Source organism: Parasedimentitalea psychrophila (genome assembly GCF_030285785.1).
Lineage (GTDB): Bacteria > Pseudomonadota > Alphaproteobacteria > Rhodobacterales > Rhodobacteraceae > Parasedimentitalea > Parasedimentitalea psychrophila.
Window position 1 is genome coordinate 4,214,680 of the sequence record NZ_CP127247.1, and the last position, 15,984, is coordinate 4,230,663.

Sequence of the window (15,984 nt, forward strand, 5' to 3'; positions counted from 1 at the left end):
CCTCAGCGGCATCAGTGCGTATCTCAGCCTGATGGTGCTAGGTTTTTTACCGCGCCCCCATTTAGAACCGTTCTAAGGTGCCTTAGGGAATTCGTCAAGTTTACCCTTTCGGCATCTCTCGCAAAATAAGAGTAGGATGCAACTGCCCATGCCTGAGGTCATTTTCCCCGGACCCGAAGGCCGCCTTGAAGGCCGCTATCACCCGCAAAAAGAGCGCGATGCGCCCATCGCTATTGTGTTGCATCCGCATCCACAATTTGGCGGCACCATGAACAACAAGGTGGTCTATAACCTCCACTATGCGTTCTATAATATGGGGTTCACCGTTCTGCGGTTCAACTTCCGCGGCGTCGGCCGTAGCCAGGGTGAATATGACCAGGGCGTAGGCGAGCTGTCAGATGCGGCCTCGGCGCTGGATTACCTGCAGTCGATGAACAACAATTCCAAGCATTGCTGGGTTGCCGGTTTCTCCTTTGGATCGTGGATCGGCATGCAATTGCTTATGCGCCGCCCAGAGATCACTGGCTTCATTTCGGTGTCGCCTCCGGCCAATATGTATGACTTCTCGTTCCTGGCGCCCTGCCCGTCTTCGGGTTTGATCATCAATGGTACATCGGACCGGGTTGCGCCGCCGCCTGACACCGTGAACCTGGTGAATAAACTGCACGAGCAAAAAGGCATCACCATCACCCACCAGGAAATTGAAGGCGCTGACCACTTTTTCCAGGAACCGCATATGGATCACATGATCGGAAATGTATCTGACTATGTGAAACGCCGCCTGACGGAAAACACCCGCTGATGGGAACACTGGAACGGCTGGCCGAACAACTGGCTGACGACACTATGAAAGTGCAGGATGCGACCGGTCAGGACCGTTTGTTTATGGAGGTAAGCAGCGTCTTGGCCGCGTCCTCGCAAACATTGGAAGAAGCCTTTCTGACTGAAATGCGTGTTCGACTGGCAGAGCGTATTGCACGCAAGTTTCTGAACAAGAAAATTGCCGAAGCTCAAGCCGCGACTGAGGGCAATATACAATCGTGACCAACCGTTTAGAAGCGCAGTTTGAATTCCTCCTGGAGGCGGACAAACTGCGCCAGGTGGAGCGCGCCAACCTTATTCTGGATTGTTCGCGGCGTGAAAACTCCGCCGAACATAGCTGGCATCTGGCGCTTTATGCTTTGACCCTGGCGCCACTGGCGCCAGCGGAAGTCAAAACCGCCCGTGTTATCAAAATGTTGCTTTTGCATGATCTGGTCGAAGTTGACGTAGGTGATCACCCCATTCACCAGCCAACCGACTGGCAGGCTGTTGCGCAAGCGGAACAGATCGCCGCAAAACGCATATTTGGTTTGCTGCCAGAGGACCAGGGCACAGAGATGCTGGCCCTGTGGCAAGAGTTCGAAGCCAATCAGACCAGCGACGCAAGATTTGCCAAGCAGCTGGACCGGTGCCAGCCCATCTTCCAGACCCTCTATGGTGCCGACCCGGTTCCCGAACATCTTGAAATCGCAAGGGATACCCTGGACAGTGGACGCTCTGCGTCGCTCGAACAAGAGCTCCCCGAGGCCTTTTCTCATGCCCAGGAATTGCTGGGTCGCCCGTCCAAGACGTGTAGCGCTGCATTGACCCGCCGCTTGCCATTTCTAAATGAATCTGATGGCTTAAAGCACGTTCTTCGCGCGACATTGATCGGCAATGGAGCGCGGCGCGAAAACTCGGCCGAACACAGCTGGCATATTATGCTTTATGCTTGGGTACTTGCCGAGCATTCGACTGTCGAAATTGAGATCGACCGGGTTATGCAGATGCTTCTGCTGCATGATATTGTCGAAATCGACGCCGGCGATGCACCAATACACGGAGACATCGATCAGCTCGCTCTGGCCGCCAAGGAAGAGGCTGCGGCAGCGCGGTTATTTGGCCTGCTGCCTGAGGATCAGAAAACCGCCTTTTGTGATCTGTGGCATGAGTTTGAAGCTGCGGACAGCAAGGATGCTGTATTTGCAAAATCGATCGACCGGGTGCAGCCAGTGTTGCTGAACCTGCTGAATGGCGGCGGCAGCTGGGTTGAATACAACGTGTCACTCGACCAAGTTGATGCCCGCGTTGGGCAAAAAGTGCTCCGGGGTGCGCCAGCTGTCTGGCACCATGTCCGGGCCCGCATCAAGCCCTGGTTCGACGCTAGATCACCGGGGTAAACTCAGTCAGCGTGACCTTGTCGCCATCCAGCTCCAAAAACATGCCCGCCTCCAGTTCAGTCCAGCCGCTCTCATCGGCCTCCAGAGGTTCGGACACCACCGCCCAGCCCTGTTGGCTCTCACTCCACCGATAATATAGTGAGGGTGCGATGTGATCAGATGAATATCGTACCGCAAACAGTCTCTGGCCGTCAGAAAGGGCGGCTGACAGCCGCATATGCGGCGTGCTGCCCCGTTGGCGCGACAGGTTTTCCAATCGGGCAACCGCCCGGCTCAGGGCGCCTTGCGGATCGTGATCCAGGCCCTCTCCCAGTGCCATCAGAAATAGGACTTCACTATCTGTAGCGCCCTTGCGATGCTGATACAGATCATCTGGTATACACATATCAGCCTGCTTGCGAAAATTCGCAAATCCTCCGGCCTGTCCATTGTGCATAAAGCTCCAGTTGCCGGCAGTGAAAGGGTGGCAATTGTTACGACTGATCGCAGATCCAGTCGACGCGCGCACATGGGCCAGAAACAGCCGGGAGCGAATGTGATGCGCCACGGAGCGCAAATTTGGATCTGACCAAGCCGGATAAACATCCCGGTACAGTCCCGGCTCCGGGCGGCTGTCATACCAGGCAACGCCAAATCCATCGCCATTTGTCGATGTCTTGCACTCTTCAGCTTCCTTGCTTTGCACAATCAAAGAATGTTCCGGGCGCGAAATGATTTCTTCAAGATAGATTGATTGTCCCAAATAGGCTGCCCAACGACACATGGCGGTATCCTTCCCTGGCCTCGCAAAAGAGGTCAGTTTCCACTTCACGAAATATTTACTCGTTCTCTATACCCGCCGCCACAACAGGTCGACTGTGGCAACGCACAGTCGGTTGTTCATTTTTTTGGGCTTACGCTGGAGTTGAGGCCGGGACGCGACACGCTTTGCCGTTTCCAAGATTGCATTTTCCCGCCATCCTCATATGAAGGCGACGTTCATATCGTCTGGATTTTGCCATCCAGTGACCCTGCCAGAAAGCTCATTATGCCCATCCAGTATATCTATCTGATTTTGGCTGTTGCCGCTGAAACCATAGGAACCACCGCCTTGCAGGCCAGCAAGGAATTCACTCGATGGCTGCCGTCGTTGATTGTTGTGGTCAGTTACGCGCTGTCATTCTATCTGATGGCGCTGACCTTGCGGTTTATGCCGGTGGGCATTGTCTATGCGATCTGGTCCGGCCTGGGCATCGTGCTGATTGCGGCCATCGGCTATATTGTTTTTGGTCAGAAAATGGATCTGGCGGCGGTTCTTGGGATGGCGCTGATTGTTCTGGGAATTGTGATCATTCAGCTGTTTTCCAAGTCTGCCGGCCACTGATCACCGATGCGGCGCCGCGGATGACCCGAAACATCGATGAACGGCGCCTTTGATGTTACGGAAATGCATTTTCTCTGGCCTTTGGTCGGCGTTCACGCTATGGGCGCAGCAACTCCCTTACAAAGGCTGACTTCATGGAACTGCGCAACATTGCGATCATCGCTCACGTGGATCACGGCAAAACCACTCTGGTGGATGAAATGCTGAAACAATCCGGTGTCTTCCGCGACAACCAGGCGGTGGCTGAACGCGCCATGGACTCCAACGATCTTGAGCGTGAACGTGGCATCACGATCCTTGCCAAAGCCACTTCGGTGGAATGGAATGGCACCCGTATCAATATCGTCGACACCCCCGGTCACGCCGACTTTGGCGGCGAAGTTGAACGCATTCTGTCGATGGTGGACGGTGTTGTCCTGCTGGTCGACGCCGCCGAAGGCCCGATGCCACAGACCAAGTTTGTCACCGCCAAAGCCCTGGCGCTGGGGCTTAAGCCGATTGTGGTTGTCAACAAGGTCGACAAGCCCGACGGCGAGCCGGACCGGGCTCTGGACGAATGTTTCGATCTGTTTGCCAACCTTGGCGCATCGGATCAACAGCTGGATTTCCCGCATATGTACGCCTCTGGCCGCTCTGGCTGGGCTGATATGGAACTGGACGGCCCACGCAAGGACCTGTCTGCAATGTTCGACCTTATCGTCAAACATGTCCCCGCCCCAGCCCAGCAGGAGCGCAAGGACGAGCCGTTCCGGATGCTGGCCACAACCCTGGGCCATGATGCGTTCATCGGTCGCTTGCTGACTGGCCGTGTTGAGAGCGGCACGCTGAAAGCGGGTGAAACCATGAAGGGCCTGTCCCGCGATGGCACCCAGATCGAAAGCTTCCGGGTCACCAAAGTTATGGCATTCCGCGGCCTGACACAGCAGCCAATCGACGTTGCCGAAGCCGGTGACATCGTATCGATTGCTGGCATGGCAAAGTCTACCGTGGCAGACAGCATCGTTGACCCCTTTGTTACCGAGGCACTGGAAGCACAGCCGATCGATCCGCCGACAATTACCGTCACATTTGGCATCAACGACAGCCCACTGGCTGGCCGCGACGGCAAACATGTGCAGTCTCGCGTCATTCGTAATCGTCTGATGAAAGAAGCCGAAACCAACGTTGCCATCCGCATCACCGACACCCCCGGCGGTGACGCCTTTGAAGTGGCGGGACGTGGTGAATTGCAGATGGGTGTGTTGATCGAAAACATGCGCCGCGAAGGTTTTGAGCTTTCGATTTCCCGCCCTCAGGTTCTCTTTCGTGACATCGACGGCGAACGTCATGAACCCGTCGAGGAAGTCACCATTGATGTGGATGACGAATACTCCGGCGTTGTGATCGAAAAACTGACTGGTGTCCGCAAAGGTTCACTGACCGAGATGAAACCGGCCGGTGCTGGCAAGACCCGTATCATCGCCCATGTCCCATCGCGTGGGTTGATTGGCTATCAGGGCGAGTTCATGACCGATACCCGCGGCACTGGCGTGCTGAACCGGGTGTTTCACGAATGGGCCCCCTATAAGGGTAAAATTCCGGGCCGCCGTGCCGGGGTGCTGATTTCGATGGATAGCGGTCAGTCGGTCGCCTTCGCTTTGTGGAACCTCGAAGAGCGCGGTAAGATGTTTATTGGCGCTCAGGCTGAAGTCTATCAGGGCATGATCATTGGCGAACACAGCCGTGAAAATGATCTGGAAGTGAACCCGCTGAAAGGCAAGAAGCTGACCAACGTCCGGGCCTCTGGCACCGACGAAGCGGTGCGCCTGACCACTCCGGTCACGCTGTCGCTGGAGCAGTCGATTGCCTATATCGACAATGACGAACTGGTCGAGGTCACGCCCAACGCCATTCGCCTGCGCAAACGCCATCTGGACCCGCACGAGCGCAAACGCGCCTCCCGCACTGCCGGATAAAATCAAAATCGGGCGCCCATCGGGGCGCCCTTTTTATATGGCAGGCCAATTGAATGGCAGTCCAAAATAAATGGGGCACCGGATATTATCCGATGCCCCGTTCGTTTTTTCAGAACCTGTGTTAATCTCACTTAATGACGTAACATGACTGACACCGACCGGTGTGTTCTATTCGCTGGTTTCCACCACCATCAGTTCCCGTTCAGATGCACCACGTGCGTGGTTTAGCGCCTCCTGGTACTCTGGGCTGTGATAACAGTCGACCGCGGCATCGACCGAAGGGAATTTGGCGACGACATTCCGGGGCCGTTCCTTTCCCTCAAGCTGGACGAACCTGCCGCCACGGGCGATGAATTCGCCACCGTGTTTGGCAATCGCAGGTCCTGCCAGCTTTGCATATTTGGCATAAGCATCGGCGTCAGTCACCGTTACATGTGCAATCCATAGTGCTCCCACGGGTTTTATCCTTCCAGAACTGTTTGCGCAGCAGTGATCGCTGCGGCTGAATTTGTTATCTCTTTGGCACCGCCCTGGGCCATGTCTGGCCGACCACCGCCGCCTTTGCCGCCCAGCTCAACCACAGCGGCCTTCACCAGGTCGACCGCAGACAGCCGACCGATCAAGTCTTTGGTCAGGCCCGCCGCAACCGCAACCTTGCCGCCAGTGTCCGCAATCAACAGAACGGCACCAGAGCCCAAACGTGCTTTGTGCTCGTCAATTAACGCCGGCAAATCTCGGCCCGATACGCCCTTTAGGACCTGCGCAATAAATTGCACACCGTTGATAGTCTTAGCTTCGGCACCAGCACCGCCGCCGGCACCGCCAGCCATCGCCAATTCGCGGCGCAGTTGCGACACTTCGTTCTGAAGCAACTTCCGCTCGTCGATCAAAGCCTTCAGTCGATCAACAACCTCGTCTGGCTGGGACTTGAGAACATTGGCAACCTTGCCCAGACATGCTGCTTCCCGCTCGATATGAGCAACGGCCGCGCCGCCGGTCAGGGCCTCGATCCGACGCACGCCGGCCGAGGACGCACTGTCTCCCAACAGAACAAAGCTACCGATGTCGCCCGTCTGTTTGACATGGGTGCCGCCACAGAGTTCGATAGAATACGTGGTTCCATCGCGGCCCTTGCCAGTTTCGGCCTGCCCCATGGACACCACCCGAACCTCGTCTCCGTACTTCTCACCAAACAAAGCCTGCGCACCGATGGCGCGGGCATCGTCCGGTGTCATGATCCGGGTCTCAACCGGGCTGTTTTGCCGGATAAAAGCGTTTACATCACTGGCAACCTTGCTCAACTCATCTTCAGACAAGGCCTTGGAATGGCTGAAATCGAACCGCAGGCGGCTTTCGGCGTTCAAAGATCCCCGCTGAGCCACGTGTTTGCCCAAAGTCTCGCGGAGCGCCTCATGCAGCAAGTGCGTGGCGGAGTGATTTGCACGAATGGCCGAACGCTGTTCGTGATCGACCTGCAGCTGTGCAGCGGTGCCGGTACTGATGGTGCCCTCAAAAACCTCGGCGAGGTGGATAAACACGCCTGCCGCCTTTCGGGTCGTGGTGATCCGCGCCTGTCCGCTTTCCGTACGGATCAAACCAGCATCGCCAACTTGGCCGCCGGATTCAGCATAAAACGGGCTTTGATTCAGCACGATTTGCACCTTTTCACCCAGGCTGGCCGATTTTATTTCTGCTCCATCCCGGACCAGCGCAACAATCTGACCTTCGGCCACTTCGGTATCATAGCCAAGAAAATCCGTCGTTCCGTGTTCTTCGGCGATATCAAACCAGATGGTGCTATCGGCGGCCTCGCCTGAACCGGACCATGCGGCGCGGGCCTTGGCCTTCTGCTCGGCCATGGCACTGTCAAACCCTTCGGTATCCACTGTGCGACCTTTTTCGCGCAGCGCATCCTGGGTCAAATCCAGCGGGAAGCCAAAGGTATCATACAGTTTAAAGGCGGCAGCACCGGGCAGTGGCGCATCCTGCTCCAGCGTTGCTACTTCATCATCCAGCAGTTTCAACCCACGATCCAGCGTCTGCTTGAACCGTGTTTCCTCCTGCATCAATGTTTCCTCTATCAGCGCCTGAGCCTGACCCAGTTCCGGGTATGCCGCGCCCATTTGCTGCACCAATGCGGGCACCAGCTGATGCATTACCGGGTCTTTGGCGCCCAACAGATGCGCATGGCGCATGGCGCGGCGCATGATGCGACGCAGAACATAGCCACGCCCATCATTTGCCGGCATGACCCCATCGGCGATCAGGAAAGAGGTTGAGCGCAGATGGTCGGCAATCACCCGATGATGGACATTTTGATCACCATAAGGATCAACCGATGTGGCATGGGCTGAGGCTTCGATCAGGGCTTTGAAAAGATCGGTGTCATAATTGTCATGACTGCCCTGCAGCAACGCGCCGATCCGCTCCAGCCCCATTCCGGTATCAATCGACTGCATGTCCAATGCTGTCATCGACCCATCTTCGAACTGCTCATTTTGCATGAAGACGACGTTCCATATTTCTATGAAACGATCACCGTCTTCATCTGGGCTGCCCGGTGGTCCGCCAGGAATATGGTCACCGTGGTCAAAGAAAATCTCGGTACAGGGTCCACAGGGTCCCGTTGGCCCCATTTGCCAGAAGTTGTCGTTGGTCGGGATGCGAATAATCCGGTCATCGCTAAGCCCAGCCACCTTCTTCCAAATGTCGGCCGCCTCATCGTCAGTATGGTAGACGGTGACCAGCAACCGGTCCTTTGGAATGTCAAATTCCTTGGTCAGCAATTCCCATGCATAGGGGATTGCTTCTTTTTTGAAATAATCACCGAAACTAAAATTACCCAACATTTCAAAGAACGTATGATGGCGCGCGGTATATCCCACATTGTCGAGATCATTGTGTTTGCCGCCTGCCCTGACGCATTTCTGGGCGCTGGTGGCGCGCGTGTAATCGCGCGTTTCGACTCCGGTGAATAGGTTCTTAAACTGCACCATCCCAGAGTTGACAAACATCAGTGTCGGGTCATTGCGCGGCACCAGCGGGCTTGACGCCACCACTTCGTGTCCCTGTTTGGAATAATAGTTCAGAAATGTGGATCGGATTTCGTTCAGAGTTGGCATTTTCAGGTCTCTTGACGGGTATTGGAAAGCGTTCTGAGCAGGTGTAACCGTCACACTTGGCGCTGTCCACTGTTGCCAGAGGTTGAGACCATAGGAAAAAGGGCGCAAACCATGTTGCGCCCCTTTTTGATCAAATTCAGAAGCCGTTAGGCCTCGAGTATATCATCGCCACCCTTAATATCGGGGCGGTCAAATTCCAGGCCATGCGCCGCCCGGATCTTGTCTTCGATATCAATGGCAAGATGCATGTGTTCACGCAGATAGGTCTTGGCGTTTTCTCGGCCCTGGCCAATCCGTTCGTCGCCGTAACTAAACCAGGACCCCGATTTATTTACCACGCCAGCGGCAACCCCAAGATCCAGCAATTCTCCCATTTTGGAGATGCCTTCTCCATACATAATGTCGAATTCAACCTGCTTGAATGGCGGCGCAACTTTGTTTTTCACCACCTTCACACGGGTCGCATTGCCGACAATTTCATCCCGGTCTTTGAGAGCACCAATACGACGAATATCCAGACGCACCGATGAATAAAACTTCAGTGCATTGCCGCCTGTCGTGGTCTCAGGAGATCCAAACATCACGCCGATTTTCATGCGGATCTGGTTGATAAAGATCACCATGCATTTGGATTTGCTGATCGATCCTGTCAGTTTACGCATTGCCTGGCTCATCAGGCGGGCCTGCACACCAAGACTGCTGTCGCCCATGTCGCCCTCAAGCTCGGACTTTGGAATCAACGCGGCCACGGAATCGACGACGATCATATTGACGGCCCCCGAGCGCACCAAAGTATCGGTGATTTCCAACGCCTGCTCACCAGTGTCCGGTTGCGAGATCAACAACTCTTCCAGATTGACACCCAGCTTTTGCGCATACATAGGATCAAGCGCATGCTCGGCATCCACAAAGGCACAAACTCCGCCCTTTTTCTGCTGTTCAGCCACGCAGTGCAGCGTCAATGTGGTTTTTCCCGAACTCTCTGGTCCGTAGATCTCAATAATCCGGCCCATCGGAAGGCCGCCAATGCCGAGTGCGATATCAAGCCCCAGCGAGCCGGTCGAACTGGCCTCAATCTCCGGAATGGCATTGTCGCCAAACTTCATGATTGAACCCTTGCCGAACTGCCGTTCAATCTGCGCCAAAGCGCTATCCAGCGCCTTTTGCTTGTCGCCGCTTTTCTTGTCTTTCATGGTCAAAAGATCCGCCATATTCCCTTGTCCTTCTCTTTGTGTCACACCCACGTCAGGGCCGCAATCACTGCTTTGTTCTCTTCCTGTTCCTTATGTGGACAAAGCGAGAACAATGCAAATGAAAACTTTCCTCCCGGACTGTTCGCCGGTACTGTTAACAAGATGTTTACCATCACCACCCATATGAACTTTTGACCGGAACTTTACGATGCTGGTTTTTTTCAAAGAACGTCTGGTTCTGTTGTCGGTTCCAAAAACGGGAACCACGGCCTACCACACTGCGTTGCGGGACCGGGCTGATATGATCTATTCCGATCCGCCCGAGTTAAAGCATGCACCGCTCTACCGGTATAATCGCTGGGTCCGGCCCATGTTCAAAAAGGTCTGCGATGCCGAAATGGAGGTGGTTGCAGTGATGCGTGAGCCGGTCAACTGGCTGGGAAGCTGGTACCGGTTTCGACGTCGGCCCTTTATGAATGGCAAAGACAATTCCACCAGCAATGTGAGCTTTGACGAATTTGTTCTTGCCTATTGCCAAAGCAAACAACCTGGGTTTGCGAATGTTGGTAGCCAGGCAAAATTTCTGGAAGCTCAGCCCAATGGCTGTGCTGTTGCGCAGCTGTTTCGCTATGAACATCAACAACGATTGATTGATTTCCTAGAAGACCGATTGTCCACAACACTTGTTCTTCAACAACAAAATGTCAGCCCGCCAATGGATCTATCCTTATCACCTCAGGTCGATACGGTGTTGCGGCAAACCTGTGCCGCAGAGTTTAGTCTATACGACTCCATTGACTGAGCCGTTGGCCTGCGCCACCGCAAATAGCCCTTGTCGGTCAATTCAACTGGTCGTGCACAGTCTCTGTCAATTGGTTGAGCGAGAACGGTTTGGCCAGGAATACCGAGTTGGGGACATTTGGCTCCGATTCTCCAAAAGCCCCTTCGGCATAACCCGAGACAAAGACCACCCGGGTATCGGGGCGGGTTTTCAAGGCCTCACGTACCCAGCTTGGGCCATCCATACCGGGCATCACCACATCGGTTACAAAGACATCCACGTTTAACCCTGGGTCTTCCAGTGTCCGCAATGCATCCTCAGCCGATTCAGCCTCAAGCACAGTATAGCCCCGCAATCGCAAGGCTCGGGACGCAAAAGCCCGCACCGGCGCTTCGTCCTCAACCAACAAAACAACGCCCTCCCCGTGTTTGGGGACCGTTGCTTCGACTTTAGGTGCAGCCGCTTTGGCCGCTCCTGGCAATGCTTTGTGGACCGGGAAATACAGCGTGAATTCTGTCCCTGATCCCTTGATCGAATCTACAAATATGTAACCACCGGTCTGTTTGACAATGCCATAGGCCGTGGACAAGCCCAGCCCGGTGCCTTCGCCGGTCCGTTTGGTTGTGTAAAAAGGTTCAAAAACTTTCTGGATCTTATCCGGATCAATGCCAACCCCCTCGTCCTGCACCCTGACGGTCACCCAATCACCGGCGGGCACGGTGGCCCGGTTCCGTTCAATGGGTCGGTCCAGCGACACAACTTCGGTCTCGATCCGAATCTCGCCGCCTTGAGGCATGGCGTCCCGTGCATTTACCACCAGGTTCATCAACACCTGCTCAAGCTGTCTCTTGTCGGCGCGGATTGATCGCATCACCGGATCATGGCTCAGCGTCAGTGTGACTTTCTCGCCAACAAGACGGTTCAAAAGATGAGTCAGATCGGACAGCGTGTCCCGCAGATCCAACACTTCTGGCAGCAGCGTCTGTTTGCGCGAGAATGCAAGAAGCTGGCTCACCAACGCTGCCGCTCGATTGGCATTCTCGTGAATTTGGATCAAGTCACCAAAGTCCTGATCACCCTGATCATGGCGCAGCAACAACAAATCGCAATGCCCTGAAATTGCAGTCAAAAGATTGTTGAAATCATGGGCAACACCGCCCGCCAATTGACCGATCGCCTGCATTTTCTGGCTTTGGACAAATTGGGCCTCAAGAGTTTTAAGCTCGGTCGCATCATTCAGAACTGCAATCAGCACCGTGACACCATCCTCGACTGCCCGGCTCAATGTGACCTGAACAAACACCTCTTTGTCACTGCGGGACAAGCGCAGGAATTCCGATTTGTTTGGCGCCAGGCCATCAGCGGTATCACGCAACCAATCGGACATTGGCCGGCCCAGACCCTCCATCAATTGGCCCAGCTTCACATCCTTGCAGTTCGCGGTTCCCAAAAGGCCAAGTGCCAATTTGTTTGCCGACAGGACTTCACCGGTGGGTGCAACTTTTAGAAACGGCACCGGCAGGTCACCAAAACTGGTGCCAGAGCCAGAATTGCCGGTCTCGGCTGTCTCCAAAAAATACAGTTCATTGCGGCCTTGGGTGCGTGTGTTTTCAATCACCAGGGCCTGGATCGGGCCATTGGCGGTGGTCATGGTATTGATCTGGCCGGATCGCACCGGCAGGTCCACAAACAGCCGGTCCAGTGATTTGATGCGGCCGCCAATTAGTGCCCGAGCCGCCTCGTTCATGAACAAAACAGCCCCGGTGCGGCCAACGGTCATCATCGGGATTGGAATACTCTCAGCGCTGCGGCCGGCGCTGCTGCGTTCGGCGATATCTTCGACCCGCCACAGGAAACTACCGCCATGCATCTGATGCACTGCCATCCGAACATGACCGCGGCGGGTGATCACATCTTCTTGCGCGGCTCCCTCGACCCGGGCGCGGCTTTGAAGGCGAAACAACACGGCGGAAGGATTGGCCAGTACCGCCCGCAGGGTGCCTGCCAGCGTTTCCTTTTCCGCATCGGCAAACCGCCGTGCTGCGGCCGCATTGCGGGCGTGGATAATACCATCGTCATCGGCAACAAAGCTGGGACTGGCGTCTTTTTCAATAAACCCGGTCAGCAAATCGGTGGCCATGGTCCTGGCCCGCAGCCTCACCCGAGCCTGCAGCGCCATCAAAACGGCCACCGCCACCAACGTCAGGCCCACCGCGATCAGCCCACGTGCCACCCAATCCGGCCAGCCGAAAACCCAGGATGCTGAACACATCATCACGGCCAGCAGCACCGTGGCTGCAAGCCGCGCCGTTTCAGGTGTTGAAACGCGCAGGTCCGGAACGGGAGAATCTTGGCGACCGATCATTACGGCTCCGTCAGCTGACTTCATGAGTGCCTACTTCGCGGCATAGATGGTTAAGGCCACGTTAAGGAAACGCAGCTTTCCCCCGCACCATCTAGCAATCAGCGTCTATTCGCGTCAACACGGCACAATAAAACCCATCGGTGCCATCCTGCACCAACCAGGACTGCTCTGACGTCAGTGTCCAGCCAGAGGAGCGCTCCATAAAGCGGCCAATTTGACAGCTATTTTCTGCCTCCAGGACCGAGCATGTCGCATAGGCCAGAACCCCACCAGGCGCGACAAGCTGAGCCGCCAGATCCAAGATCTCGCCCTGAGTGTCCTGCAGCTCCTGCAATTGCTCGGCGCTCAGCAGCCATTTCCCCTCTGGGGACCGGCGCCAGGAGCCTGACCCCGAACAGGGGGCATCACATAGAACCAAATCAAACGGTCCGGTCCTGACCAGAGCCTCGGGCTCCAGCATAGTCACATCCACCCCCGCCCGGACGGCCCGGATCGGCAAGTCCTGCATCCGGCGCGGCACAGTGTCGTGAGCAAAAAGCGATATCTTTGCCCGCGCCGCCATCGCCAGGCTTTTACCGCCGCCGCCCGCGCAATAATCCAGCACGCTCATGCCGTCGCGCAGTGGCAAAGCCTCGACAACCGCCTGGCTGGCGGCATCCTGCAATTCGACCAGTCCAGCCGAAAATGCCTCAGAGTTGCGAACGCGACGGGCGCCCTCGGTCACTTCCAACGCGGCTTCGGCGGCGGCATGTGGCTGGCAGATTATACCGTCCACCGCCAGCGCCTCAATGGCCTGATCAATGCTAGAGCGCAGCATGTTGACCCGCAAATGCACCGGTGCCCGGTGGCGCAAGGCTGTCGCTGTTGCCTCGGCCTTATCTCCCAGGCTGTCAGAAAACTGCGGCCAAAGCCATTCGGGAATATCCAGGCCTTCGGCAGCGGAGGCAGGCGACCGCGCGGTCAGACCCTCGTCATCACTGAGCTCTGAGGGGCCGTAGCCCACTCCGTTGAACATGGTATCCGGGTCAATTCCTGCGTCCCGCAGGGCCCCAACGATCAAACCGCGCCCGGTACTGGCGCCGCCCAGAGCGGCATGCGACCGACGGCAACGCAGGGCGGTAAACACGTGATCCCGCACCGCAGCACGATCCTTGGACCCCGCAAAGCGGCTGCCACGAGACCAGCTGGTCAGGGCTTTCTCGGCCGCATTCCCATCCAGAATCTGATCCAGGATCTCAATCGCGGCCTGAAGTCGCGCTGCCGGGGTCATTGCCCGGCTCTCTTTGAATTATCAATCGTCATAGTTTGTATCCCTGCTGATCAGCCAACCCGGTAGTTCGGGCTTTCTCGGGTGATTTGAACGTCATGCACATGGCTTTCTTTCAAGCCGGAGCCGGTAATGCGGACAAATTCGCAATTCTCGCGCATTTCGGCCACTGTTGCACAGCCAGTATAGCCCATCGCAGCCCGCAAGCCGCCCACCAATTGATGGACAACCGTGCCCGCCGGGCCTTTGTATGGGACCTGACCCTCAATGCCTTCGGGCACCAGTTTGTCGCTGGCGGCGTCCTTCTGGAAATAGCGATCAGCCGAGCCACGGGCCATGGCGCCAATGCTGCCCATACCACGATAGGATTTGTAGGAGCGGCCCTGATACAGGATCACCTCACCGGGGCTTTCGTCGGTGCCGGCAATCATCGACCCAACCATGGCACAGGAGGCGCCGGCGGCAATTGCCTTGGCAAAATCGCCTGAGAACTTGATACCGCCGTCGGCAATCACCGGTATATCGCCTGCCTTTTCCACGCAATCCATGATTGCGGTCAACTGCGGAACGCCAACCCCCGCAACAATGCGGGTTGTGCAAATGGATCCGGGTCCGATACCCACTTTGATCGCATCCGCACCGGCCTCAATCAGCGCCTGCGTGGCCGCCCCGGTCGCAACATTGCCGGCAATCACCTGGATCGAGCTGGACAGCTGCTTGGCACGTTTCACCGCTTCAATCACCCCTGCCGAATGGCCATGCGCAGTGTCGATCACGACGATATCCACACCGGCGTCCACCAGCGCCTCGGTCCGTTCAAAGCCTGAGTCGCCGACCGAGCTGGCCGCAGCCACCCGCAAACGGCCAAGCTCATCTTTACAGGCTGTGGGGTTCAGAACCGCCTGTTCGATATCCTTCAGTGTCAGCAAGCCTGTCAGCTTGCCGGCGCCATCCGTCACCAGTAGTTTTTCAATGCGGCGGGCTTCCATCAATGATTTGGCCTCGGCCAGATCAGCGGGTTCATGCAGCACCGCCAGATTGTCCGTAGACATCATCACAGAGACCGGCGTGTTGTCGTCCGAGGCAAACCGCATGTCGCGATTGGTGACAATGCCAACCACCCGGCCGCCATCATCGACAACCGGGAACCCCGTCACCCGGTAGCGCTCCTGCAATGCCTTTGCATCCGCCAGCGTTTGATTGGCTGTCAGAGTAATCGGGTTGTAGACAATTCCGCTCTCGAACCGCTTTACCCGGCGCACTTCCGTGGCTTGCTCTGCGGCACTCAAGTTCTTGTGGATCACCCCCATGCCGCCTGCCTGCGCCATCGCAATCGCCATCCGCGCCTCAGTCACGGTGTCCATCGCGGAACTGAGCAGCGGGATGTTCAGCGCAATGGAACGCGTCACAAATGTCCGCGTATCGGCGGTACTGGGCAGCACGCTCGACGCCGCCGGCACCAGAAGAACATCATCAAAGGTTAAAGCCTCACGAATCTGCATTTTATATCCCCATGCATAGCCCGTTTGGCGGCCACCCTATCGCATGGATGCCTGCCGGGGGAAAGGGGTTGCGGCGATTTTTGCCGAAGCTCCACCACCAATGGCAATCTGATAATTCCTCTGGCTAAAATTCCACATTCTGCGCACATGTTTGAACAAAATGCCGGTACTGAACAAAAATATGGCGTCGCGCGCCTTTCGCTTGCGGCAGAATTCCATATCTTCCGCACTAATT

General features: G+C 56.2%; 13 protein-coding genes. 6 read left to right on the forward strand and 7 right to left on the reverse strand.

What is annotated here, in order from left to right:
• Positions 1-148 precede the first annotated feature (148 nt).
• The 3 genes from QPJ95_RS20395 to QPJ95_RS20405 are packed head-to-tail and all read left to right on the forward strand — an operon-like array spanning position 149 to position 2,201.
• Positions 149-802: an alpha/beta hydrolase gene (locus tag QPJ95_RS20395; RefSeq protein WP_270918196.1), complete on the forward strand. Its 654-nt coding sequence runs from the start codon at positions 149-151 to the stop codon at positions 800-802.
• Positions 802-1,044 carry a hypothetical protein gene (locus QPJ95_RS20400; protein WP_270918195.1) on the forward strand — a complete coding sequence of 81 codons (243 nt, stop codon included), beginning with the start codon at positions 802-804 and terminating at the stop codon, positions 1,042-1,044. Before QPJ95_RS20395 ends, QPJ95_RS20400 begins: the two co-directional genes overlap by 1 nt.
• Positions 1,041-2,201, forward strand: a complete 1,161-nt coding sequence (locus tag QPJ95_RS20405; protein WP_270918194.1) for an HD domain-containing protein — start codon at positions 1,041-1,043, stop codon at positions 2,199-2,201. Before QPJ95_RS20400 ends, QPJ95_RS20405 begins: the two co-directional genes overlap by 4 nt.
• On the opposite strand, the gene QPJ95_RS20410 is transcribed toward QPJ95_RS20405, so the two are convergent.
• The gene (locus tag QPJ95_RS20410; RefSeq protein WP_270918193.1) at positions 2,185-2,964 is read right to left on the reverse strand and encodes a class II glutamine amidotransferase; all 780 of its coding nucleotides are present in this window, start codon (positions 2,962-2,964) and stop codon (positions 2,185-2,187) included. The genes QPJ95_RS20405 and QPJ95_RS20410 overlap by 17 nt on opposite strands.
• Before the next feature lie 264 nt (positions 2,965-3,228).
• Between QPJ95_RS20410 and QPJ95_RS20415 the strand changes: the two genes are divergently transcribed.
• Positions 3,229-3,564, forward strand: coding sequence for a DMT family transporter (locus tag QPJ95_RS20415; RefSeq protein WP_270918192.1), 336 nt, complete (start codon positions 3,229-3,231; stop codon positions 3,562-3,564).
• 134 nt (positions 3,565-3,698) lie between these two features.
• Positions 3,699-5,519, forward strand: coding sequence for a translational GTPase TypA (gene typA, locus QPJ95_RS20420; protein ID WP_270918191.1), 1,821 nt, complete (start codon positions 3,699-3,701; stop codon positions 5,517-5,519).
• Positions 5,520-5,687: 168 nt separating this feature from the next.
• Here the strand turns inward: typA and QPJ95_RS20425 are convergent, their stop codons facing one another.
• The 3 genes from QPJ95_RS20425 to recA all read right to left on the reverse strand — a co-directional run bounded on the left by QPJ95_RS20425 (position 5,688) and on the right by recA (position 9,852).
• Complete coding sequence (locus tag QPJ95_RS20425) at positions 5,688-5,975, reverse strand: DUF1330 domain-containing protein (protein WP_270918190.1); 288 nt, start codon at positions 5,973-5,975, stop codon at positions 5,688-5,690.
• Between the two features lie 5 nt (positions 5,976-5,980).
• Positions 5,981-8,641, reverse strand: a complete 2,661-nt coding sequence (alaS, locus tag QPJ95_RS20430; protein ID WP_270918189.1) for an alanine--tRNA ligase — start codon at positions 8,639-8,641, stop codon at positions 5,981-5,983.
• Between the two features lie 146 nt (positions 8,642-8,787).
• Positions 8,788-9,852 (reverse strand): recombinase RecA, encoded by a 1,065-nt coding sequence (recA, locus tag QPJ95_RS20435; RefSeq protein ID WP_270918188.1) that lies wholly within the window; start codon positions 9,850-9,852, stop codon positions 8,788-8,790.
• Between the two features lie 352 nt (positions 9,853-10,204).
• Between recA and QPJ95_RS20440 the strand changes: the two genes are divergently transcribed.
• Positions 10,205-10,636 (forward strand): gamma-glutamyl kinase, encoded by a 432-nt coding sequence (locus QPJ95_RS20440; RefSeq protein ID WP_313851485.1) that lies wholly within the window; start codon positions 10,205-10,207, stop codon positions 10,634-10,636.
• 37 nt (positions 10,637-10,673) lie between these two features.
• Here QPJ95_RS20440 and QPJ95_RS20445 read toward each other — a convergent pair whose 3' ends face one another.
• The 3 genes from QPJ95_RS20445 to guaB form a co-directional block, all read right to left on the reverse strand.
• The gene (locus QPJ95_RS20445) at positions 10,674-12,980 is read right to left on the reverse strand and encodes a hybrid sensor histidine kinase/response regulator (protein ID WP_270918186.1); all 2,307 of its coding nucleotides are present in this window, start codon (positions 12,978-12,980) and stop codon (positions 10,674-10,676) included.
• Positions 12,981-13,071: 91 nt separating this feature from the next.
• Positions 13,072-14,250: an RsmB/NOP family class I SAM-dependent RNA methyltransferase gene (locus QPJ95_RS20450; protein ID WP_270918185.1), complete on the reverse strand. Its 1,179-nt coding sequence runs from the start codon at positions 14,248-14,250 to the stop codon at positions 13,072-13,074.
• A 50-nt stretch (positions 14,251-14,300) separates the two neighbouring features.
• The gene (gene guaB, locus QPJ95_RS20455) at positions 14,301-15,749 is read right to left on the reverse strand and encodes an IMP dehydrogenase (RefSeq protein WP_270918184.1); all 1,449 of its coding nucleotides are present in this window, start codon (positions 15,747-15,749) and stop codon (positions 14,301-14,303) included.
• Positions 15,750-15,984: the final 235 nt, after the last annotated feature.

What these genes read in the sequence shown, in the direction of transcription:
- QPJ95_RS20395 (WP_270918196.1), top strand. Translation starts at nt 149, where the DNA reads ATGCCTGAGGTCATTTTCCCCGGACCCGAAGGCCGCCTTGAAGGCCGC.
- QPJ95_RS20400 (WP_270918195.1), top strand. Translation starts at nt 802, where the DNA reads ATGGGAACACTGGAACGGCTGGCCGAACAACTGGCTGACGACACTATG.
- QPJ95_RS20410 (WP_270918193.1), bottom strand. Translation starts at nt 2,964, where the DNA reads ATGTGTCGTTGGGCAGCCTATTTGGGACAATCAATCTATCTTGAAGAA.
- QPJ95_RS20415 (WP_270918192.1), top strand. Translation starts at nt 3,229, where the DNA reads ATGCCCATCCAGTATATCTATCTGATTTTGGCTGTTGCCGCTGAAACC.
- typA (WP_270918191.1), top strand. Translation starts at nt 3,699, where the DNA reads ATGGAACTGCGCAACATTGCGATCATCGCTCACGTGGATCACGGCAAA.
- alaS (WP_270918189.1), bottom strand. Translation starts at nt 8,641, where the DNA reads ATGCCAACTCTGAACGAAATCCGATCCACATTTCTGAACTATTATTCC.
- recA (WP_270918188.1), bottom strand. Translation starts at nt 9,852, where the DNA reads ATGGCGGATCTTTTGACCATGAAAGACAAGAAAAGCGGCGACAAGCAA.
- QPJ95_RS20440 (WP_313851485.1), top strand. Translation starts at nt 10,205, where the DNA reads ATGTTCAAAAAGGTCTGCGATGCCGAAATGGAGGTGGTTGCAGTGATG.
- QPJ95_RS20445 (WP_270918186.1), bottom strand. Translation starts at nt 12,980, where the DNA reads ATGATCGGTCGCCAAGATTCTCCCGTTCCGGACCTGCGCGTTTCAACA.
- QPJ95_RS20450 (WP_270918185.1), bottom strand. Translation starts at nt 14,250, where the DNA reads ATGACCCCGGCAGCGCGACTTCAGGCCGCGATTGAGATCCTGGATCAG.
- guaB (WP_270918184.1), bottom strand. Translation starts at nt 15,749, where the DNA reads ATGCAGATTCGTGAGGCTTTAACCTTTGATGATGTTCTTCTGGTGCCG.